At 42.0% G+C, this 22,885-nt stretch carries 24 protein-coding genes; all 24 read left to right on the top strand.

The genetic code is table 11. The features are described 5' to 3' along the window. Positions 1-7 precede the first annotated feature (7 nt). On the top strand, positions 8-358 hold the full coding sequence (locus AC25CA_RS08645) for a sigma factor-like helix-turn-helix DNA-binding protein (protein WP_486813448.1): 351 nt from the start codon (positions 8-10) through the stop codon (positions 356-358). A gap of 8 nt (positions 359-366) precedes the next feature. Then, positions 367-1,716, top strand: a complete 1,350-nt coding sequence (ffh, locus tag AC25CA_RS08650; protein WP_486813449.1) for a signal recognition particle protein — start codon at positions 367-369, stop codon at positions 1,714-1,716. A gap of 16 nt (positions 1,717-1,732) precedes the next feature. Further along, positions 1,733-2,002: a 30S ribosomal protein S16 gene (gene rpsP / locus AC25CA_RS08655; protein ID WP_486813450.1), complete on the top strand. Its 270-nt coding sequence runs from the start codon at positions 1,733-1,735 to the stop codon at positions 2,000-2,002. Positions 2,003-2,011: 9 nt separating this feature from the next. Then, on the top strand, positions 2,012-2,239 hold the full coding sequence (locus tag AC25CA_RS08660) for a KH domain-containing protein (protein ID WP_486813451.1): 228 nt from the start codon (positions 2,012-2,014) through the stop codon (positions 2,237-2,239). 40 nt (positions 2,240-2,279) lie between these two features. Further along, positions 2,280-2,783 carry a ribosome maturation factor RimM gene (gene rimM, locus AC25CA_RS08665; protein WP_486813452.1) on the top strand — a complete coding sequence of 168 codons (504 nt, stop codon included), beginning with the start codon at positions 2,280-2,282 and terminating at the stop codon, positions 2,781-2,783. Beyond that, on the top strand, positions 2,773-3,459 hold the full coding sequence (trmD, locus tag AC25CA_RS08670; protein ID WP_486813453.1) for a tRNA (guanosine(37)-N1)-methyltransferase TrmD: 687 nt from the start codon (positions 2,773-2,775) through the stop codon (positions 3,457-3,459). Before rimM ends, trmD begins: the two co-directional genes overlap by 11 nt. Before the next feature lie 96 nt (positions 3,460-3,555). Next, a complete protein-coding gene (gene rplS / locus AC25CA_RS08675) occupies positions 3,556-3,903 on the top strand; it encodes a 50S ribosomal protein L19 (RefSeq protein ID WP_486813454.1) in 348 nt (115 codons plus the stop codon). Positions 3,904-3,947: 44 nt separating this feature from the next. Next, positions 3,948-4,823: a ribosome biogenesis GTPase YlqF gene (gene ylqF, locus AC25CA_RS08680; RefSeq protein ID WP_486813455.1), complete on the top strand. Its 876-nt coding sequence runs from the start codon at positions 3,948-3,950 to the stop codon at positions 4,821-4,823. Beyond that, entirely contained in the window at positions 4,804-5,163 is a 360-nt protein-coding gene (locus tag AC25CA_RS08685; protein WP_486813456.1) for a YraN family protein, read from the top strand. Before ylqF ends, AC25CA_RS08685 begins: the two co-directional genes overlap by 20 nt. A 64-nt stretch (positions 5,164-5,227) precedes the next feature. Further along, positions 5,228-6,760: a YifB family Mg chelatase-like AAA ATPase gene (locus AC25CA_RS08690; protein ID WP_486813457.1), complete on the top strand. Its 1,533-nt coding sequence runs from the start codon at positions 5,228-5,230 to the stop codon at positions 6,758-6,760. After that, entirely contained in the window at positions 6,757-7,833 is a 1,077-nt protein-coding gene (gene dprA / locus AC25CA_RS08695) for a DNA-processing protein DprA (RefSeq protein WP_486813458.1), read from the top strand. Before AC25CA_RS08690 ends, dprA begins: the two co-directional genes overlap by 4 nt. A gap of 4 nt (positions 7,834-7,837) precedes the next feature. Further along, positions 7,838-9,922 (top strand): type I DNA topoisomerase, encoded by a 2,085-nt coding sequence (gene topA / locus AC25CA_RS08700; protein ID WP_486813459.1) that lies wholly within the window; start codon positions 7,838-7,840, stop codon positions 9,920-9,922. Between the two features lies 1 nt (position 9,923). Then, positions 9,924-10,667 (top strand): GTP-sensing pleiotropic transcriptional regulator CodY, encoded by a 744-nt coding sequence (gene codY, locus AC25CA_RS08705; RefSeq protein WP_486813460.1) that lies wholly within the window; start codon positions 9,924-9,926, stop codon positions 10,665-10,667. A 134-nt stretch (positions 10,668-10,801) separates the two neighbouring features. Beyond that, entirely contained in the window at positions 10,802-11,518 is a 717-nt protein-coding gene (rpsB, locus tag AC25CA_RS08710) for a 30S ribosomal protein S2 (protein ID WP_486813461.1), read from the top strand. 72 nt (positions 11,519-11,590) lie between these two features. Next, a complete protein-coding gene (gene tsf, locus AC25CA_RS08715) occupies positions 11,591-12,244 on the top strand; it encodes a translation elongation factor Ts (RefSeq protein ID WP_486813462.1) in 654 nt (217 codons plus the stop codon). A 93-nt stretch (positions 12,245-12,337) separates the two neighbouring features. Continuing rightward, positions 12,338-13,051, top strand: a complete 714-nt coding sequence (pyrH, locus tag AC25CA_RS08720; protein WP_486813463.1) for a UMP kinase — start codon at positions 12,338-12,340, stop codon at positions 13,049-13,051. 4 nt (positions 13,052-13,055) lie between these two features. Beyond that, entirely contained in the window at positions 13,056-13,613 is a 558-nt protein-coding gene (gene frr / locus AC25CA_RS08725; protein WP_486813464.1) for a ribosome recycling factor, read from the top strand. Continuing rightward, the gene (locus tag AC25CA_RS08730) at positions 13,613-13,795 is read left to right on the top strand and encodes a hypothetical protein (RefSeq protein WP_486813465.1); all 183 of its coding nucleotides are present in this window, start codon (positions 13,613-13,615) and stop codon (positions 13,793-13,795) included. Before frr ends, AC25CA_RS08730 begins: the two co-directional genes overlap by 1 nt. Positions 13,796-13,847: 52 nt before the next feature. Beyond that, complete coding sequence (uppS, locus tag AC25CA_RS08735) at positions 13,848-14,573, top strand: polyprenyl diphosphate synthase (protein WP_486813466.1); 726 nt, start codon at positions 13,848-13,850, stop codon at positions 14,571-14,573. Positions 14,574-14,583: 10 nt separating this feature from the next. Beyond that, on the top strand, positions 14,584-15,336 hold the full coding sequence (locus tag AC25CA_RS08740; RefSeq protein ID WP_486813467.1) for a phosphatidate cytidylyltransferase: 753 nt from the start codon (positions 14,584-14,586) through the stop codon (positions 15,334-15,336). A gap of 15 nt (positions 15,337-15,351) precedes the next feature. Further along, positions 15,352-16,503: a 1-deoxy-D-xylulose-5-phosphate reductoisomerase gene (locus AC25CA_RS08745; protein WP_486813468.1), complete on the top strand. Its 1,152-nt coding sequence runs from the start codon at positions 15,352-15,354 to the stop codon at positions 16,501-16,503. 3 nt (positions 16,504-16,506) lie between these two features. Further along, complete coding sequence (gene rseP, locus AC25CA_RS08750) at positions 16,507-17,514, top strand: RIP metalloprotease RseP (RefSeq protein ID WP_486813469.1); 1,008 nt, start codon at positions 16,507-16,509, stop codon at positions 17,512-17,514. 1 nt (position 17,515) lies between these two features. Then, a complete protein-coding gene (gene ispG, locus AC25CA_RS08755; protein ID WP_486813470.1) occupies positions 17,516-18,571 on the top strand; it encodes a flavodoxin-dependent (E)-4-hydroxy-3-methylbut-2-enyl-diphosphate synthase in 1,056 nt (351 codons plus the stop codon). A 33-nt stretch (positions 18,572-18,604) separates the two neighbouring features. Further along, a complete protein-coding gene (locus AC25CA_RS08760; protein WP_486813471.1) occupies positions 18,605-22,873 on the top strand; it encodes a PolC-type DNA polymerase III in 4,269 nt (1,422 codons plus the stop codon). Positions 22,874-22,885 lie beyond the last annotated feature (12 nt).

A 22,885-nucleotide genomic window follows, 5' to 3' on the forward strand; every position in this document is an offset into this window, starting at 1 on the left:
GTGCAAGATGAATATTGAAGATTTAGCATTGCATAATGATTTCTATGGAAAACTTTTAAGTGAAAGACAACAAGAAGTTGTTCATATGATATGTGAAGAAGATTTCAGTTTAACTGAAAGCGGAGAAAACCTAGGAATTACCAAACAGGCCGTATCCGAAGTGCTTAGACGTTCAACAAAAAAGCTTCAATCTTTCGAAGACAAACTTGGCATGATTCAGCGATTTCAAAAGGTTGTTTCTCAATTGCAAGCAATCGATCAAGAACTCGGAAGAATGGACGAAGTCCTCAACAAAGATCAACACAATAAAATTCAAGATATGCGACAACAAATACAAAATATGATGAAACAATTTTAGGTGATGACATGGCGAACATATTCGAAAATTTATCGGACCGTATTCAAGGTTCATTAAAGAAGCTGACACAACGCGGCAAATTGACAGAAAAAGATTTAAACACTGCCTTGCGCGAGGTCAAATTGGCTTTACTCGAAGCTGATGTCAATTACAAAGTCGTAAAAGACTTTATTGGCAAGATCAAGGAACGTGCAATTGGCGTTGAAATACTTGAATCACTCAATGCAGGACAACAGGTTGTTAAAATTGTTAATGAAGAGCTTGCCCAACTAATGGGTGGCAAGTCAGAACCCTTAATGGTTGAAGGCATGCCTGCAGTCTTGATGCTATGTGGCTTGCAAGGCGCTGGTAAAACAACAATGGCTGCCAAGCTTGCTAAAAAAATACGCGAATTGGGACACGCGCCACTTTTGGTGGCTTGTGACGTTTACCGACCAGCCGCCATTCAACAGCTTAAGGTTGTTGGCGGGCAAGTAGATATTCCCGTATTTTCTATCGATGGATCTCAGGATCCCGTGAAGATCGCTAAAGAATCCATTGACTTTGCCCGCAAAAACGGCAGGGATGTGGTGATTCTGGATACAGCTGGACGCTTGCAGATTGATGAAGCGCTGATGACAGAACTTCAGGATATTGTGGCTTCCACGGTTCCTAAAGAAATTCTTTTGGTTGTTGATGCCATGACAGGTCAAGAAGCCGTCAATGTGGCAAAGACCTTTGAAGATCGTCTTCATCTCACCGGTGTTGTTTTGACAAAACTGGATGGCGATGCGCGTGGCGGTGCGGCTCTTTCTATTCGAGCGGCAACAGGGAAACCCATTAAATACGTTGGCTTGGGTGAAAAAGTTGATGACATTGAAGTCTTCCACCCCGATCGAATGGCATCACGCATTTTAGGTATGGGTGACGTGTTGAGCTTGATTGAAAAAGCACAAGGCGCCTTTGATGAAAAACAAGCCCGTGAACTGCAGGATAAAATCCGAAAGCAAAAATTTGATCTCAATGATTTCCTAGATCAATTGCAGCAGTTGAAAAAAATGGGTTCTGTACAAGATTTGATCGGAATGATTCCGGGAATGAATAAAAAACAATTGCAGGGTGCAGAGGTCAATGAAAAAGACCTGGTATATACAGAAGCAATGATTCTCTCCATGACACTGAAGGAGAGAGCAAATCCATCGATCATCGATGGAAAACGACGCAAGCGTATTGCGCGAGGTAGTGGAACTACCGTTCAACAAGTTAATCAGCTGCTGAAACAATATAAAGAAATGAAAAAAATGATGAAGCAGATGACGAATATGCAAAAACAGTTTAAACGACGTGGGAAAATGAAATTACCTTTCCCGGGTCGATAAAGAGGAGGTGAACAGGATGGCAGTAAAGATTCGTTTAAAACGTATTGGTGCGAAAAAGAAGCCGTTCTATCGTATTGTGGTGGCGGATTCTCGATCCCCTCGTGATGGAAAATTCATCGAGGAAATCGGAACATACAACCCAGTGACAGAACCTAAGCAATTTTCCGTAGATGCAGAAAAAGCGCAAAAGTGGATGTCTAATGGAGCAAAACCAACAGATACAGTAGAGCGATTGTTCAAAAACAATGGTGTATACGACGTGAAATCAGAAGAGCAAGGAGAATAGGTGGTTATCATGAAAGATATGGTAATGATGATTGTAAAATCCCTAGTCGACCAGCCTGATGCTGTTGAAATCAATGAAATTGAAGGTACACAAACAATAATTCTGGAAGTAAAAGTTGCCTCTGACGATATGGGAAAAATTATCGGCAAGCAAGGCCGGATTGCCAAGGCAATTCGAACCGTTGTAAAGGCAGCTGCCATTAAATTGGATAAAAGAGTCGTTGTAGAAATCATCTAAAGGGTTAGCTTTGCTAATCCTTTTTGATTGGTGGGAGAATATGAATGAAATCAAGATAGGCACCATCCTTCGTCCCCATGGCATTAAAGGGGAAGTGGTGATTCGATTTGATCGAGAGAAGCCAGAGAAGGTTTTGGACTTGCCATTTATTTTAATTGAAAAAGAAATGGATGTATTTGAGATTGATGAATTGCGCGCACATAAAAAACAATTTATCATTAAACTTAGAGGAATTGATCATATTAGTCAAGCTGAATCTTTGCGTGGCCGATCAATCCTTGTAGACTCATGGCCAGAAGAAGAATTGCAAGAGGATGAATATTTTGTTGAAGATCTTATGGGAATTGAATTCATTGATGAATCGGACCGTTCAATCGGCCATTTAACGGAAATTATCGAATCTCCCGCCAACGAAATTTATGTTGTTGAAGGTCCCTTCGGACAAGTTTTGATCCCGGCGGTTTCAGCCTTTATTTTGGATATTTCCATCCCCAAGAGACAGATTCGAGTTCGGATTTTGGAGGGCATGATCAATGAAGATTGATATTTTAACGCTCTTTCCAGATTTTTTTGCGCCCTTTCTCACCACGAGTATCATAGGCCGTGCCATAACAGCGGGGCAGGTTGAGATTGAGGCTACAAATATTCGAGACTATGCAGAGGATAAACACAAGCGTGTAGATGATTATTGCTTTGGCGGCGGTCCTGGCATGTTGATGAAACCCGAGCCCCTGGCGCGCGCCATTGATGACAAGCAGACCGATGAAGCTGTGGTGATCTATCTTTCTCCTAAAGGCGAAGTGCTCACCCAAGAGTTAGCTGACGAACTCGCCATGTCTTCTCATCTTGTATTGGTTTGCGGCCATTACGAGGGCATTGACCAACGTGTAATTGACTCACGTATTCACAGAGAAATCTCCATTGGAGATTATGTGTTGACGGGGGGGGAACTTCCTGCCATGGTTTTGTCTGATTCGATTATCAGGCTTTTGCCAGGGGTTCTGAAAGAAGGCTCCGCAGATGATGAGTCCCTGCAAAGTGGTCTACTTGAGTATCCGCAGTATACACGGCCTCGTGTTTTTGAAGGCGCCGAAGTGCCCGAGGTCCTGCTGTCTGGCAATCATAAAGCCATTGATGACTGGAGAAGAGAACAGTCTCTTTTGGAAACAAAAAAAAGACGACAAGACTTATATCTCAAACATCAAAATAAAAACAAGTAATTCCTTGCAGAACTTTGCAAGAAATGCTATACTTATTCGGTACTACGGGCGTTCCTCTGCTGCGCTGCATGAACGTCTAGATAGAGGAGGAAAATCATGGATTTGATTAAATTAGTAGAGCAAGCGCAATTGCGTTCTGACCTTCCTAACTTTGGTGTAGGTGATACCATTCGTGTTCATTACCACATTAAAGAGGGAAACAGAGAACGTGTTCAGGTTTTTGAAGGAACTGTCATGAAACAACAAGGCGAAAGCGCACGTAAAACATTTACCGTTCGTAAAGTTACTTATGGTGTTGGTGTGGAAAGAACCTTTGTTACAAGTTCTCCAAAGATCGAAAAGATTGAAGTGACTCGCCAAGGCAAGGTACGCCGTGCAAGATTGAATTACTTGCGTGAACGAACTGGCAAAAGTGCGAAAGTCAAAGAAAAGAAGAACTACTAAAGATAAGGGGCTTTGCCCCTTATTTTCATGTAAGGAGGTAGGTTATGAATATCAATTGGTTCCCAGGCCATATGAAAAAAACAAGAGAATTGATTCAAACAAATCTAAAATTGGTTGATCTTGTGATCGAACTGATTGACGCGAGAATTCCTTTCAGTAGTCGAAATCCTGAAATGCAGGTTTTGGCCAAGGGGAAAAGACGAATCCTTCTCTTTAATAAGTGTGACTTGGCAAACCCTCAGCACACGAAAGAATGGAAAGAATATTATGAAGCACAGGGTGAAACTGTCTTCTTAATGACCGCGCTATCCCCAAAAGATATTGCTAGATTTTTGCGATTCATGGATCAAATCGGCCAAGAGCAGCAAAAGAAAAAAGAAGCAAAAGGAATAATTCTGAATCAGGTCCGTGCCATGATCATCGGAATTCCCAATGTGGGAAAATCTACTTTTATCAATTCTTTGGTCGGAAAGAAGAGTGCGAAAACCGGAAATCGTCCAGGGGTCACAAAGGGCAAGCAATGGATTAAATTACCTGGCCGTCTTCAGTTATTAGATACTCCAGGGGTACTTTGGCCAAAGTTTAATGATCAACGCGTGGCACATCACCTCGCTTTTACCGGTGCAATTCGCGATGATATCATGGATACAGAAACCCTAGCACTTCGCATGATCGAGCGTCTCCAAGTGGTTGCTGTCGATGCCCTAGAAAGCCGATATCCTGTCGATGCTAACCCAGAGCGTCCTGCCATTGAAGTGATGGATGACATCGCTAGAAAACGGGGCTGTATACTTCGAGGCAATGAGCCGGATTACACCCGGGTCGCAAATATTATTCTCGAGGAATATCGAAAAGGAAAATTAGGCCGAATTACCTTTGATCGCGTGGAGGAAATGCGAGATGAGAATGAATCGTCGTGAAAAAGGCACCTACTATGAACAAAAGAGCCTTCATTTTTTAGAGGCTTTGGGATATCAGCTTTGTACAATGAATTATCGAACGAAGATTGGAGAAATCGATTTGATTGTTATGGACCAAGAGACCTATGTTTTTGTAGAGGTCAAAAGTTTAATGGCTAATCTTGATTTTCATCCCAGCGAACGTGTCGACCATAAAAAACAAAAAAAAATTAGAACTGTAGCCATGCAATATATGATCGACATTGATCAATACGAAATAAGTCCCATGCGATTTGATGTAATCACATGGGAAGTGGTTCAGGGACAAGAAAAAGTCCAACATTTCATCAATGCTTTTTAAATATTTTGCATCCTGTCTGTAAATTGGTTAAAATATAACCGGAAGATTAGTCAGGAGGCATCATATGTTAACCATTTTACAAACCTGTACACTCCTCGGAATCGATGGAGTGATGATTCGCGTTGAAGTCAATTTATCAAACGGATTGCCAGGATTTTCAATTGTGGGCCTAGCCGACCCATCGATCAAAGAAGCGAAAGAACGTGTGCGTTTATGCATACAAAACAGCGGATTTACCTTTCCTGCCAAAAAGATCGTGGTCAATTTAGCGCCTGCGATTATCAAAAAGAGCGGCACCCATTTTGATTTTTCCATTGCAGTCGGAATCTTGATTGCCGCCGAGCAGATGGAAAAATCAATAGCCAAGAAAGAGGCCTTTTTGGGTGAATGTTCACTCAATGGAGATATACGAGGCGTTCACGGTTGTTTGCCCATGGTATTGTCATTAAAAGCAGCCGGTATTCAAAGGGTTTTTCTGTCAGAAGACAATTGGAGCGAGTGCTCCATGGTTAGTCAAATCGAATTAATTCCTGTTAAAAATTTATCAGAATTTGTTGACCAATACAAGCATCAGTCGACTTCAAAGTTAAGATCTTCTATTGACAAGCCGGAAAAGATCCATTATTCTATGTTAGGTGATTTTTCTGATATTCAAGGACAAGCCCAAGCCATTCGCGCCATGCAAATTGCAGTCGCCGGCCGTCACAATGCCTTGATGATTGGAGGTCCTGGGGTTGGAAAAACCATGATCGCCAATCGCATGCCAACGATTATGCCTCGATTGACTGAAGAAGAGCAGATCGCTGTTATGAAGATACACAGCGTGGCAGGGATGCCCTTAGAATCGATAATCCAGGGACTTCCACCCGTACGAATGCCGCACCATACCATAACCAAAGCGGCCTTGGTAGGGGGTGGGAACCGCATTATGCCTGGGGAAGTTTCTTTGGCTCATCATGGCGTTTTATTTCTGGATGAATTGCCGGAATTTGATCGTCATACTTTGGAATTGCTTCGAGAGCCCATTGAAGATAATCGCATTCGCATTGCACGGTCTGCTCAATCCATTGAATTTCCTTCAAATTTTATTTTGATTGCTGCAATGAACCCCTGTCCCTGCGGGAACTATGGAAGCAAGTATCACACCTGCACCTGCAGCCGCAGAGAACGAAAACGATACCTGGACCATATTAGCGGACCATTTCGAGATCGATTGGATCTATTTATTGAAATGGAAGAACAACTTTATACGATTGAATCCGTCAAAAAAACGATTAGTTCTGCAGAGCTCCGCACCAGTGTAAATCTTGCCAGACAGCTACAATCGGAGCGATATGTCAATGAATCAATTCGGTTCAACGCTGATTTATCGGGCGAAGAATTATCGAAATATTGCCAATTGAGTCGCGACTCCAAACGACTTTTACAACAAGCCAATCGAACATTACATATTTCCTTGCGTTCTATTGTGCGCATTCAACGAATAGCCAGAACCATTGCAGATTTGGATCAAGAGAACGAAATTAAAGAAGCGCATTTATTGGAAGCCATCCATTATAAACAAAACAGCAAGCGTTACTGGGGGGCTGGAGAATGAAATTCTTACTTGCATGGCTCAGAGCAGAGCACTGTCCCTACGAGGACCTTCGTCTTCTCATTGAAAATACATCTACTGTGGAATTATCTATATCCATGCCCGATCACCTGCGATTAAAGGATGGTCTATCCAAAAAGACAAAGCAGGCCATCAGAAATTATCAACCGAAATCCTTTCGTTCTCAATTAGAGAAACAAATGCTTGAGAACCAGACTAGAATAGTCTTGTGGAGGGATAACGATTATCCTACAAGCCTGTATAACGTGGATGATCCACCACCTATTCTCTATGTTAAGGGTTTGGGTCAATTTCCACCATCAAGGGCAATGGCCATTGTTGGATCGAGACATACCACGCCTTATGGAAGACGGGCGACTGAACGCTTTGCTTCCGATCTTGCGTTGGAAACCATCACCATCATCAGTGGTTTCGCTGAAGGAATCGACACCGTTGCCCATCGAACCGCCCTTAAATATGGACAAACCCTTGCCGTGTTGGGTTGTGGAATCGATTGGATTTATCCGAAAAGTAACGAATCCCTCTATTACGAAATTGCAAACAAAGGCGTTTTGATCAGCGAATTTCCATTTGGAGAAAAACCCTGGGGACATAATTTTCCCTTTCGAAATCGCTTGATCAGTGGATTGTCTGAAGCGATTCTTTTTATGGAAGGTACCCATAAAAGTGGTGCTTTATCAACCGTGCGACATGGATTAAAACAAGGGAAAGATATCTATGCATTACCAGGAGATATTGATAGAAAGAACAGCCAAGGACCCAACCAATTGATTTTTGACGGTGCGGAGCCCTTGTTGTGTATAGAGCAAATTTTAACGAATGGTGGAGGACCCGCCATTGACAAAGCATGTACGGATGAAACTCATAAATTAAATTCCTTATCTTCACTAGAAAACGTAATTTATGAAATGGTTTCAAAAGAACCCGTAAGCGTACAACAGCTTCAGAATTTGTCAAACCAATCAATACATGATATCGTAAGCGTACTTACTTCCTTGGAGCTGAAGTCTTTGATTCAACGACAAGGAAATCAATTTTACCGAACCGGGAGGTAACAAAATGGGAAAATCGTTGGTGATTGTGGAATCACCCGCCAAAGCAAAAACAATTGGAAAATTTTTAGGGAAAAATTATAAAATCAAAGCCTCAGTAGGGCATTTGATTGACTTGCCAAAAAGTAAACTAGGGATTGATATTGAAAATGAATTCAATCCAGAATACATTACCATTCGCGGAAAAGGAAAAATCTTGGCTGAATTGAAAAAGGAAGCAAAGAAAGCGGACCGCGTTTATCTCGCGACTGACCCCGACCGTGAAGGGGAGGCAATTTCATGGCATCTTGCCCGCGCCCTACAATTGAATCAAGATGAATTGATTCGCATCGAATTCAATGAGGTAACCAAAACCGCAGTAAAAAAATCCATAAAAGAACCTCGAAAAATCGATTTGGATCTTGTAGATGCACAACAAGCACGTCGCGTTTTGGATCGACTCGTTGGTTACCAGATCAGTCCAATCCTATGGCGTAATGTAAGAAAAGGATTGAGTGCTGGTCGCGTTCAAACTGTTGCCACGAAAATCATTTGCGATAGAGAACGAGAAATCGATGCCTTTGTTCCAGAAGCATACTGGGTATTTCTTGGTGAGTTTCATCACGCGCCTTCAACGATTACTGTAAATGCAAAATTAGAAGCACGTTGGAATGGAAAAAAGGCGGAGAAGCTCACGATTACAAGTAAAGAAGAGGCTGATCAGATCCGCCAAGACCTTAAGGATCAAAAAGCGACAATTTTTTCTATGAAACGCACGCATTCCTATCGCAAACCGCAGGCACCGTATACCACAAGCAAACTACAGCAGGAAGCGTCTAATCTGATTGGTTATTCTCCAAAGAAAACCATGCAGATTGCGCAACAGCTTTATGAAGGAATTGAGCTAAAAGGAGAAGGTACAACAGGCTTGATTACCTATATGCGTACAGATTCCGTTCGTCTATCAGACGATGCTTTGCAAGAAGCTCGTACATTTATCCTTGAAGCTTACGGCGAAACCTACTATAATGGAGAAGTTCGCTATAAATCGAAAAAGAAAGACATCCAAGATGCTCATGAGGCAATTCGTGCCACCAGTGCTATGAGAAGCCCAGAGTCCATCAAAGCGTCCTTGACGCGAGATCAATTTCGACTTTATTCATTAATTTGGTCGAAATACGTGGGTTCACAAATGGTACCAGCAAAAATTGAAACGGCAAAAATTGAGATTGACGTCAATCAGTATTTATTCCGAGCAAAAGAATCCACCGTTATTTTTGAAGGCTTTATGGCTTTGATTCCACAAAGTGGTTTTGAATCAAAACTTCAATTTGACGCTCTTGTACCACAAGAACCCATCGCTGTCCAAAAAATCGACGGGGAAGAGAAGTTTACAAAGCCGCCATCAAGATATACAGAGGCTTCTTTAGTTCGCTTGTTGGAAGATTTAGGCATTGGACGTCCAAGTACCTTTGCACCGACAATTTCAACTATTTTAGGTAGGAGATATGTCGAACTGGAAGAGAAAAAACTCCACCCGACAGAACTGGGTTTTGTCACAACCGATTTATTGGGCGAGTATTTCGGGACGATCTTCAACACCGATTTTACCGCAAACATGGAGAGACAACTTGATGTGGTTGAACAAGGCGAAACACCTTGGAAAACCGTTATAAAGGAATTCTACAAAGAACTGGAACCACGGTTGAACCATGCCAATGAAACCATTCAAAAAATTGAAATCGCAGAACGCGTCAGCGATGTGCAATGCGAAAAATGTGGGAAACTGATGGTTATTAAAACGGGTCGCTTTGGAGAATTTTTAGCTTGCCCTGGATACCCAGAATGCAAGAACACCAAAGCAATTTTAAAGGATACCGGTGTTAGCTGTCCTAAGTGTAAAGAAGGCACAATTATTGAACGCCGTTCTAAGAAGGGTAAAAAATTCTACGGGTGTTCAGCCTATCCTGCTTGCGACTTTGTATCGTGGGATCCACCCTACACAGAACCGTGTCCAACCTGCGGAGGCTTTATGACTAAGTCGCGCGGTACGATAAAATGCACAGAATGTGATTATAAAACAAAAGTATCGAAAGAGCCTAAGGAGAATTAGCATGCAATCAAATCTTTTATCAAAGACAAGAAAATTGAACCAAACTTTATTGATCGCCGGAGCTACCCCGATTTCTTTTATGCAAATTTCAGAAACATTGGGTGAGACCTTACTGGCAGATGTATTAATCATCAGCCGAAAGGGAAAAATTCTGGGATCCAACACAGAACGATTTCCAGCAGATGAACAAGTTGATTTAAAAATCGACGAAGGAACCAACCGCAGATTGCGCGCAACAACTGAAACAGAAGAAAATCTTGAAAATGATCCTGAGGGAATGCCTGCCTTTGCAACATTCAAAAATGGCTTGATGACGATTGTTCCCATTTTAAATATCCATGGTCGATTGGGTACCCTGGTTTTCTATCGATCAAATTCTTTCACTGATGATGACTTGATTTTGGCAGAGTATGGTGCCACTATTGTCGGAATGGAAATCATGAAGGCGAAAAATGAAGAGCTTGAAGTCATTACTCGAAAGAAAACAATGGTTCAAGTTGCCATTGGAACCCTTTCATATTCCGAACTAGAAGCGATTGAACATATTTTCCGCGAACTAGATGGCATGGAAGGTTTGCTGGTTGCCAGCAAGATTGCCGACCGTGTAGGTATCACTCGATCTGTAATTGTTAATGCCTTGCGAAAATTCGAAAGCGCTGGCGTCATCGAATCTAAGTCACTGGGCATGAAAGGTACTTATATTAAAGTATTAAACGGATATTTATTGAAAGAATTGAATCTGTAACTTGTCACTGAATATGCATTGTGTTATAATATTAGAGGTTCATCACACACACCTGTTGACAAACTCTTAGTGCTCGAGAGAGTGAGAGTCTTGGTTGATGCGGGTGGAGGAAAAAAACTATGGAGGGTATCAAAATGGCAGTAGTATCAATGAAAAGCCTATTAGAGGCGGGGGTCCATTTCGGACACCAAACACGTCGATGGAATCCAAAAATGGCAAAATTTATTTTTGCTGAAAGAAATGGAATCTATATCATCGACTTGCAAAAAACAGTTCGTAAAGTAGATGAAGCATATTCTTTCGTTCGTGAAGTTGTTCAAGAAGGCGGAGAAATTCTTTTCGTCGGAACAAAAAAACAAGCACAAGAGTCAATCGCAATCAACGCAAAACGATGTAACATGCATTATGTAAATCAACGTTGGTTGGGTGGCATGCTAACAAACTACAAAACAATCAAGAAAAGAATCGATCGTCTTCATAAATTGGTGAAAATGGAAGAAGAAGGAACTTTCGACTTGCTTCCTAAGAAAGAAGTCATCAAACTGAAACATGAGCGCGAAAGATTGGAAAAATTCTTGGGCGGTATTCAAAACATGAAACGTGTTCCTGATGCTTTGTTTATCGTAGATCCTCGTAAAGAGCGTATCGCAATTCAAGAAGCGCATATTCTAGGCATTCCAGTTGTAGCGATTGTTGATACAAACTGTGATCCGGACGAAATTGATTATGTAATTCCTGGAAATGACGATGCAATCCGTGCCGTTCGCCTTTTGTCTGAAACAATAGCAAATGCTGTTTTGGAAGGAAAGCAAGGAGAGCAGCTTGAGGATGTAGACGCGCCACAAGCATAAAAATTAGAAGCTTATTTGGTAAGGGGAAAATCCCCTTACCTATTTCTATGTAAACGACAAGGAGGAACTAAAATGGCTGCAGTTACTGCCGGTTTGGTAAAAGAATTACGTGAAATGACAGGTGCAGGAATGATGGATTGTAAAAAAGCACTCGTTGAGACTGAGGGAAGTATTGAAAAAGCAGTAGATTTATTAAGAGAAAAAGGATTGTCAAAGGCAGCAAAAAAATCAGGTCGGATCGCAGCGGAAGGTTCCGTTGTTTCCTACATTCATGGTGGAGGCCGAATCGGCGTACTCGTTGAAATTAATAGCGAAACCGATTTTGTTGCGAAAAATGATGAGTTCAAGTCCTTTGCTAAAGATATTGCAATGCAAGTTGCAGCAGCAAAACCACTTTATTTAACAAAAGAAGAAGTGCCACAAGACGAAATTGAACATGAGAAAAAAGTCTTGCGTGAACAAGCCTTGAATGAAGGCAAGCCTGAAAAAATCGTCGATAAGATGGTAGAAGGCCGAATTAAAAAATACTATAAAGAAGTTTGTTTGATGGAACAACCATTCATCAAGGATGGCGACAAAACGATCCAACAACTTTTGAATGAAAAAATTGCATTCTTAGGCGAAAACCTTAAAATCCGTCGCTTCACACGTTATGAAGTCGGAGAAGGTCTTGAGAAAAAAGAAGAGAATTTTGCAGAAGAAGTTGCAAAACAAATGCAAAAATAAGCAACAGAGCATACATGGGTAGAGAACACATTTGTGTTCTCTATTTCACAATTTGGAGAAAATTTGCTATATTATAATAAAGGAGCCTAAAACATGTCGGGTATAAAGTATAAGAGAATTCTCTTAAAACTAAGCGGTGAAGCTTTGAAGGGTCAATCTGAATTTGGTGTTGATCCTGCCATGGTGAAAAAAATGGTTTCTAAAATTGCTCAGGTTCATGCTATGGGTATTGAAATCGCCATTGTTGTTGGTGGCGGAAACTTTTGGAGAGGCCAATCTTCACCAGAAATGGATCGTACAACGGCTGACCACATGGGCATGCTTGCAACAGTAATCAATGCGTTGGCTTTACAGGATGCTTTTGAGCAGATGAATATTCCTGCAAATGTGCAAACTGCCATCGAGATGAGACAAATTGCAGAACCTTATATTCGCAGAAAAGCAACGGCTCACCTAACCAAAGGCAAGATTGTAATCTTTGCTGCCGGCACGGGCAATCCGTTCTTTACAACAGATACATGTGCAGCTTTGCGTGCCGCTGAAATCGATGCGGACGTTATTTTACTAGGAAAAAAAGGGGTAGACGGGGTTTATGATTCTGATCCACTTAAAAACCCAGATGCCAAAAAATACGATTCACTGACCTTTAAAGATGTCTTAGACAAAGAATTAAAGGTCATGGACTCCACAACAGCATCACTTTGTATCAATACCAATATTCCCATTATCGTATTTGGGATTGAGGATCCGATGAATATTGTTCGCGTTGTACGCGGAGAAGACATCGGAACAAAACTAAGGGGGTAATTCCATGTTTACAGAAGTTCACAAAAATGTAGAAGCTAAAATGACAAAAACAATCAACGTATTTCAAGACAATCTGAATTCTGTTCGAGCTGGACGAGCAAACCCAAGCCTGCTTGACCGGATTATGGTTGATTATTACGGTGCTGCGACTCCATTGAATCAGGTGGCCAACGTCAGTGCACCAGAGCCAAGAATGCTTGTGATTTCTCCATGGGATGTCACCTTGCTTCACGAGATTGAAAAGGCGATCACAACTTCAGAATTAGGAATCAATCCATCAAATGATGGAAAGATTATTCGTTTGGTCATTCCTTTACTAACGGAAGAGCGAAGACGTGATTTAACAAAATTGGTAAAAAAATTAGCTGAAGAAGCAAAAGTTGCTGTTCGAAATGAACGCCGACATGCTAATGAAAAGTTAAAGAAGCAAGAAAAAGCCGGTGAGCTGACCAAAGATGATTTAAAGGAAGGCGAAGACGCGGTTCAAAAATTGACAGATACTTATATTAAAAAAATTGATGCCATGGAAAAAGCCAAAGCATCCGAGCTTTTGGAAGTTTAATGAATCTTTCTCCTCTGATTGGTCAGATTTATCGAGAAGAAGAGGTGCGTTTACTCTATCCGCATCATCAATTGATCCAGCTTGAGGGCGACAATAAACGCTATGCAGATGATTTTACCGAAACAAGAATTGTCTGGATGGCTGATGTTTCGCCGATTCGAATTTATATTTGCAAGTATTAATTCCTTCTGCAATGCAGAAGGAATTTTTTCCTAGTCATAAAGGGGGAATTGCATGAACAATCAAGCCGACTCGGCACAAGTCAATACCTCAACTCCTAGACACATCGCTGTAATCATGGATGGGAATGGTCGCTGGGCTATTCGAAAAGGGAACCAAAGGAGCGATGGACATCGCGCAGGTTCCGAAGCGGTTCGAAATCTAGTTTCAGGCGCATTGGATTTTAAAATTCCCTATATAACAATTTATGCCTTTTCAACAGAAAATTGGTCACGTCCCAAGAAGGAAGTCGACTTTCTTTTTCGATTGTTGTCCCAGTTTATTGATAAGGAATTGACAGAATTAAAGAAAACGGGTGTGCGGGTTCGCTTTATTGGTCGCCGAGATCGTATCAGTAAATTTTTGGTCGCTCAAATGGAAAGTATGGAGCTAGAAACCTGCGAAAACACGAAATTATCCTTGACTTTGGCCATAGATTATGGCGGTCGTGACGAAATTCATCGCGCAATAGAACGGATGCAAAAAGCACAACAAACCTCGAAAACATCTTGGTCTCCTGCGGATTTGCATCAATTCTTAGATGCTCCTGAACTTCCTGACCCTGATCTGGTGATTCGTACCAGTGGAGAAATACGGCTCAGCAATTTTTTGATCTACCAAGCTGCCTACGCAGAACTGTGGTTCACAGAAGAACTCTGGCCTGATTTCACGAAGGAAACCCTGTCTCGAGCAATTTTGGATTATCAAAAAAGGCATCGTCGCTTTGGCAAAATTAAATGAGGTGATCATCATGATTAAAAGAAGTATTAGTGGAATTGTTTTGGTTTTGCTCTTGGGATTCGTATTGATGCAAGGCGGATATTTTTTAGATCTTAGTGTCGTTTTGCTTTCTGTAATTGCGATCTTTGAGCTTGCACGGGTATGTAAAGAAAACAATATCCACATTCATCGAGAACTACTTGTTCTTCAAGTTGTCTTCTTGTTTTTTTTCCATGGGCAATTTTCTTTCCTCTTGGTGAGCGTCATTTTTCTGTTCTTAACTAGCGGAATTTATGCCATTGCTCGCAATGGCATTACAGATATGGTGTATACTGTTTTTGCATCCATCTACATCGTCGTCAATTTTGCCTTTTTTTATTTCCTTAATGGCGATGCACGTGTACTTTTGGTGTTTATCTTTTCTTGGATTTCTGACACCTGTGCCTATTTCACCGGTGTCTTCTTTGGAAAGCATCCACTATGTCCTGCAATTAGCCCAAAAAAAACTATCGAAGGCTCAATTGGCGGCATGATCGGATCTGCACTGTTGGCACTTTTGTTTTCCTATTATTGGCATGGTGATATCATTTGGTATTATGCGGGCTTTGGACTTGTTGGCTCCGCAATCAGCCAATCCGGTGATTTAATTGCATCCATGTTCAAAAGACAATCCCAAATCAAGGATTATGGCAATATCATTCCGGGGCATGGCGGGATCTTAGATCGGTTTGACAGCATTCTTTTTGTCTTGCCTGTCGTATATCTTATAACTCTAATGAAATAGAATAGGTGGTATACCATGAAAATAGCAATTCTTGGCTCAACAGGATCGGTTGGCAGTCAGACTTTGGAAGTCATTCAGGCTTTTCCAAAAGAATTTGAAGTGATAGCCCTTTCTGCGAATCAGCAGATTGATCGTCTCCTTGAGCAAATTCAAATATTCCAGCCACAGGTTGTCACCATCGGCTCTGAGGTTCTTGCAAATGAACTTCGCCAACGCGTTGACGACCCAAAGCTGCAGATTTTAGTTGGCACCAAAGGTCTTTGCCAGATGGCATCCATGGATGAAGTCGATCTCGTTGTCACTTCGGTTGTGGGTATGATTGGATTAGAACCGACTTTAGCTGCAATTCGAGCCGGCAAAACAATCGCTCTAGCCAATAAAGAAACCCTTGTTACGGCAGGGAAACTAGTGATGAGTGAAGCAAAAAAATACGGGGTAGACATCATTCCAATTGATAGTGAACATTCTGCTATTTATCAAGCACTTGCTTGTGGAAGTCATGAAGAAGTGAAACGAATCATTCTTACAGCATCAGGGGGACCATTCCGGGGAAAATCAAGGGAAGAGTTAGGTGACGTTACCTTTCGAGAAGCGTTAAAGCATCCGAATTGGTCAATGGGGAAAAAAATAACCATCGACTCTGCGACCTTAATGAATAAAGGCCTAGAAGTCATTGAAGCTTTTTGGCTTTTCGATCTTCCTGTTAATCAGATTTCTGTTCTGGTTCATCCACAATCGATTGTTCATTCTATGGTGGAGTATTGCGATGGAAATGTATTAGCACAATTAGGACCATCCGATATGCGTCTTCCTATACAGTTTGCGCTTTCTATGCCAAAACGGCTCATTACACCCTGGCCTCGGCTAAACTTCTTGGAACATTCCGCTCTCACCTTTGAAGCCTTAGACCATGAAACTTTTCCATGCTTTGACCTTTGTATTCAAGCGATTCAAAAAGGGGGGACCTTCCCAACGGTTCTCAATGCAGCAAACGAAGTGGCTGTCCACTCTTTTTTGCATGATGAAATCCGGTTTAATAAAATCCCTCAACTCATCGCCGATGTGATGAGTCAGCATGAAAGCTTGAATGAAATGCGTTTAAATGATATTCTGCTTGCTGATCAATGGGCAAGAAAAATTGCAAATCAAATCTTAGAAAGAGGATAAATTATGAGTGCGATTATACAGGCTATTGTTATTTTTTTCCTATTAATCTTAGTTCATGAATTTGGCCACTATATAGTAGCGAAAAAAAGCGGGACCCATGTATACGAATTCGCCATTGGCATGGGGCCATTGATCCGTTCTTTCGAGAGAAATGGAACCCAGTATTCCATTCGATTGATCCCTATCGGCGGCTATGTGCGTTTGGAGGGAGAAGATGAAGAATCTGATTCTCCAACCGGGTTTACCAAGCAACCGCCTTGGAAAAAATTCTTAATCCTTTTTGCAGGAGCCTTTATGAATTTCGTTTTTGCTGGGATCATTTTCTTTCTGTTATTCAGTATACTGGGTCAGCCGAACACAGCGATTGATCAGGTGATTCCCGATAGCGCAGCAGCGATTCATGGCTTGCAAGCGGGAGACCAGATCATCGAGTTTCAAGGTGTTGACATTGACTCTTGGGAGCAATTATCCTCAGAAATTCAAAAAACAACTGCCAATCAAACTGTTTCCATTTCTCTACTTCGTGATGGAGCAGAAATTACCAATTCCCTGCAAATGGGCGAGGGAGAGAATAGTCAGGGATATTTGGGCATCATTCCAAAGCGGGGATTTAATTTCTGGTTCTCCCTGAAAAGTAGTTGGCTCTATTTCTGGCAGGGAATGGGTCTTTTGGCAGGATTTTTCCGCGAATTAATTCAAGGCAAGGTTGGTGCAGAAGCCGTTGCAGGACCCGTCGGCATCGTCACCATGATTGGAGAAGCTTCTCAATATGGGTGGCTGGCATTACTCAATCTTGCTGGCTTAATCAGCATCAATCTCGGATTTGTCAATCTACTTCCAATACCGGCCCTTGACGGGGGGAGAATACTTTTTGTTCTTGTCGAAGCCATTCGAAGGAAACCCGTTCCTCCTGAAAAAGAGGGATGGATTCACTTTATTGGATTTGCTTTGATGCTAGGTTTATTGATTCTGATTACCTATCAGGATCTACTAAGATTGTTGAGGCCATAAGATGAAAAAAACAAAAAAAATACAGATTGGCTCCCAATTTATTGGCGGGGGTGCACCCATTACCGTACAGTCAATGACCAATACGGATACAAGAGACGCGCGAGCAACCTTGCTACAAATTCAAGCCTTGCATCAAGCGGGTTGTGAAATTATGCGAGTTGCCGTTCCCGACCAGCGAGCGGCTGAGGTCTTACCACAAATTGTAGATGCTTGTCCCATTCCCTTGGTTGCTGATATCCATTTTGATTATCGCCTTGCTCTAGCTTCTCTAGAAGCTGGTGTGGATGCAATTCGAATCAACCCAGGCAATATTGGTGCTGATTGGAAGGTCAAAGAAATTGTTGAAAAAGCAAAGTTTCATCACGCCGCTATTCGCGTAGGTGTAAATGCAGGTTCTCTAGAAAAACGATTTTTAAGCCAGGGCCTTGGCATTCAATCTCAGCATCTTGTTGATAGTGTTTTGGATCAGGTTAACTTGTTGGAATCCTTTGGCTTTTCTTCCATCGTACTCTCGGCAAAAGCCTCTTCGGTCCCTCTATTTGTAGAAACCAATCGTAAATTATCATCCGCAACAGATTATCCCTTGCATCTAGGTGTCACAGAAGCAGGCTTTGGTCTTCCAGGCATTGTAAAATCAACGGCAGGTCTTAGTATCTTGCTAGAAGAAGGCATTGGGGATACCATTCGTGTATCTTTGACTGGCGATTCAATTCAAGAAGTTGAAGTTGGTGTATCCCTTTTGCATGCCTTGAATTTGCGTCATGGTGGAATCGAATGGGTGTCATGTCCCACTTGCGGGAGAACCCAGGTAGACTTGGTTTCCTTAGCCAAGGAAGCGAAAGAACGACTGGCACATATAGAAACCCCATATGTAATTGCGATTATGGGTTGTGAGGTTAACGGCCCAGGAGAAGCGCAAAATGCAGATTTTGGAATTGCAGGAGGAAAAGGCAAAGGCGTGCTCTTTCAGTCCGGTGTCATTGTAAAAACAGTTCCAGAAAATCAATTGATCGATGCCTTGGTCGATTTAGTCGAATCAGCAGAACGGAAAGAATAGGGACCCTATTCTTTCTTTTTATAGGAGTGAGTCATGAAAACATTAACTACTTTTTTTCAGCCCGATGAACATCCTGTGATCGCCCAGTATGGTGATCAGATCAAGGTAACACAAATCTTGATCCATCAAGAAAAACATGCCATGCAAATTTTTCTGACTAGCTCAGCCTTGATCTCTCAAGAAAAATTGAAGGCTGTGCATAGCTTATTTAAAAAAGCCATGCCTGAATTCAAGGATCTTAGACTTCGTTTCGAATCTAGTTTTTCAGACGTCAAACAAATTCTCAGCTTTGAACAATCAGCACTTGCAGAGATGATGCTTCGTGAAGTACCTTCATGCCGGGGTGAAATTGAAAAAATCCAATGGCATCCCCTTAACAGCTCCATGGAGATTCACTTATCATCCGACCAACTTATGGAGATCTTGATCCAACGCCGGATCACTGAAGTCATGGAAAATTATTTAAATAAAAAATACAAGCAAGATTTTTCAATTCAGCTCAAAGCTATCGAATCCGATTCTCCAACTGTTGATTTTGAAGCCATAAAACAAAAAAAAGAAGAAGAAATTCGGGCAGAAATCAAAAAGAATCTGGTCGTGGCAAAAAAAACAGAAAAGACCAAAAAAAGCACACCTGTAAGTGATGACTTTGTCCTTGGTAAGAAAATGGGGAACGAAGTGCTTGCCATCGATGACTTTCATACCTTGGGAGAAGTTGTCGTTTTTGAAGGAAAAATATTCTCGTACGATACCCGCGAGATTCGAGATAAAGTATTGCACAAATTCTATATGACCGATAAAACCAATTCCATCACTATCAAATTCTTTATTAAGGCAAGTGATTCACCTCGCGTAAAATCTATGATCAAAGAAGGCAATGCCTATCGTGTGATGGGACAATTTCAATTCGATAGCTTTGATAAAGAAAATCTAGTCATGGCTAGAGCAATCCAAGAAGTAAAAACACCCAAGCGAGAAGACTTGGCACCACAAAAAAGAATTGAATTCCATTGCCATACGACAATGAGCGATATGGATGGCACCGCTACTGCAAAAAGTTTAGTCGCTACTGCTGCCCGCTGGGGACACCCCGCCATTGCCATTACGGATCACGGTGTCGTTCAAGCCTTTCCGGATGCCATGAATACGGCAAGAAAACTGGACATCCAAATTTTATATGGGGTCGAGGGTTATTTGGTTGATGATGAAAGTTTGCCGATGTCCGTTGACTGCCTAGCGGACTTTGATGGAGAGTATGTCGTCTTTGACCTGGAAACAACCGGATTTTCTCCTTATAAAGATGACATTATAGAAATTGGAGCCGTTAAAATTAAAGGACAACGTGTGGTTGATACCTTTAACCAATTGATTTGCCCTAACCGCAGTCTCGATCCCAAGATTACAGAATTGACCGGGATCCGTGACGATATGCTGGCAGGTCAACCGAAAATCGAGGATGTGTTTGAATCCTTTCACAACTTTTTAAAGGGCAGTGTATTGGTTGCCCACAATGCCCGCTTTGACTGCGGATTTTTGCGGACCCTTTATCAGGCGCAAGGCCTGGCCTTTGAATACCCCATTGCCGACACCTTGGAACTAACACGGGCACTTTTTCAACAATTAAAGAGTTTTGCCTTGAACAAAGTCTGCAAGAAACTGGGTGTATCCCTGGCAAGCCATCATAGGGCGATCGATGATGCCCGTGCTACAGGAGATATCTTCCTACGCTGTTTGGATGAAATGCAAAAGCAAAAAATCACCCATTGGGAAGAAGCCGCTGCTCATTTTAAGGCTAACTACAACTATAAAGCAGCCAGACCTTATCACGTGATTGTTTTCGCGAAAAATCAAAAAGGAATCAAGGAATTATACAAATTGATTTCCTCTTCACATATTGATACATTTTACCGGAAACCACGGATGTTGAAGTCTATGCTTCGCGCCAGCAGAGAAGACCTGATGATCGGTTCTGCCTGCGAGGCAGGAGAGGTTTATCTCAGCATTCTACAAAATCGTTCCATGGAGGAACGAAATAACATCATCGATTTTTATGATTATCTCGAGATTCAACCCCTGGGTAACAATGCCCATTTAATCCGAAACGGCAATGTAAAATCCGAAAAGGAATTGATGGATATCAATCGCGAAATCATAGAAAAAGGAAAAGAGAAGAACCTTCCCATAATTGCAACAGGGGATGTGCATTTTTTAAATCAAGATGACGAAGTCTTCCGACGAATTCTGATGTCTGGAAAGGGCTTTGACGATGCTGATCAGCAAGCACCACTATATCTACGTACAACCGATGAAATGCTGAAGGAGTTTTCATACCTGCCCAGAGAGCTAGCTGAAGAAGTCGTCATTCACGCCCCCAACCGATTGCTTGAACAATTTGAAGAGGTATTGCCAATTCCCGACGGGACCTTCCCGCCAAAAATTGACGGGGCGGATGAAGAGCTCCAATCCATGTGTGAAGAAAAAGCAAAATCCATTTACGGTCAACCCCTGCCAGATCTGGTAGCCGACCGACTTGATCGTGAGTTAAAGAGTATTATTGGAAACGGATATGCCGTACTCTATATCAGTGCGCAGAAATTGGTAAAAAAGTCCAATGACTTGGGCTACCTGGTGGGCTCTCGAGGCTCCGTCGGTTCTTCTTTCGCGGCAACCATGAGCGGAATTACTGAGGTGAATCCTTTACCACCGCATTACGTTTGTCCCGCTTGTAAACACAGTGAGTTTATTCTTGATGGCAGTTATGGGTCTGGTGCGGATATGCCAGAAAAAAAATGTCCGCACTGTCAGACTCAAATGGAAAAGAACGGATTTGATATTCCTTTTGAGGTTTTCTTGGGATTCGAAGGAGACAAAGAACCCGACATCGACTTAAACTTTGGCAGTCCGGTCCAAGGAATCGCCCATCGATATACGGGTGAACTTTTTGGTGAAAAGAATGTTTTTAAGGCCGGTACGATCGGAACCATCGCCAGCAAAACCGCTTATGGATTTGTAAGAAAGTATTATGAAGAGCGGGAAAAGCCATTGAATCGTGCGGAATCGGAACGCTTGATCCAAGGCTGTACGGGAATCAAGCGAACCTCTGGACAACATCCCGGCGGGATCATGGTTGTTCCGAGGGATAAAGATATCCATGATTTTTCTCCCATTCAATTTCCTGCCAACGACGTGAACTCTGGCGTTTTGACTACCCATTTCGACTATCACTCCATCAGCGGTCGTATTTTGAAGCTGGATATTCTGGGACATGATACACCCTTGATTATTCGAATGCTAGAGGATTTTACGGGTACAAACGCATCATTGATTCCATTGGATGAGCCTAAAACCATGTCCCTTTTTACTTCGACAGAGGCCATGGGCATCACACCGGCGGATATTGACTCACCAGTTGGTTCTTTTGGCATACCGGAGTTCGGCACAAAATTTGTTCGTCAGATGTTAATTGACACCCAACCGACAACCTTTTCCGAATTGGCGCGAATCAGTGGTTTGTCCCACGGAACAGATGTCTGGCTGAACAACGCACAAGAGTTGGTCAGAAAAGGAACAACCAGCTTAAAGCACGTCATCTCAACCCGTGATGATATTATGATTTATTTGATTCAACATGGACTTGAAAAGAAACGTGCCTTTACCATTATGGAAATGGTCCGAAAGGGAAAAGGGCTGACACCGGAAGATGAAAGCTATATGAAAGAAATGGAGATTCCAGATTGGTATATATGGTCTTGCAAGCAGATCAAATACATGTTCCCGAAAGCCCATGCAGTTGCATATTGCATGATGTCCTATCGGATTGCCTATTATAAGGTTTATTATCCAGATGCTTTTTATGCAACTTACTTCACGATCAAACTAGCAGATTTTGATTTGGAAACCATTCTTAGGGGAAGAGATACCGTCAATCGGAGACGTAAAGAACTAGACGAGCTGGGCAATGACAAAAGCGCAAAAGAAAAGAATCTATTGACGGTTCTGGAGGTTGCTTCTGAAATGTGTGCTCGTGGAATCAATGTTTTAAAACCAGATCTGTATCACTCAGATGATTCAAAGTTTATGGTTGTCGAAGGTAAGATTCTACCACCTCTAAGAAGCCTGCAGGGCATGGGGGAGAATGCCGCAAAAGGAATTGTGGCGGCAAGGGAGAAAGGCGACTTCCTTTCTATCGAGGATCTCGTTCAACGCGCCAAGGTCAACAAGACTTCCGTTGAAGGATTGCGTTCGGCTGGATGTCTCGATGGACTACCTGAGACAAACCAATTGTCCCTTTTCTCGATTTGATTTTTTGCGTAA

This window comes from Gottschalkiaceae bacterium SANA, assembly GCA_036323355.1.
Lineage (GTDB): Bacteria > Bacillota > Clostridia > Tissierellales > GPF-1 > GPF-1.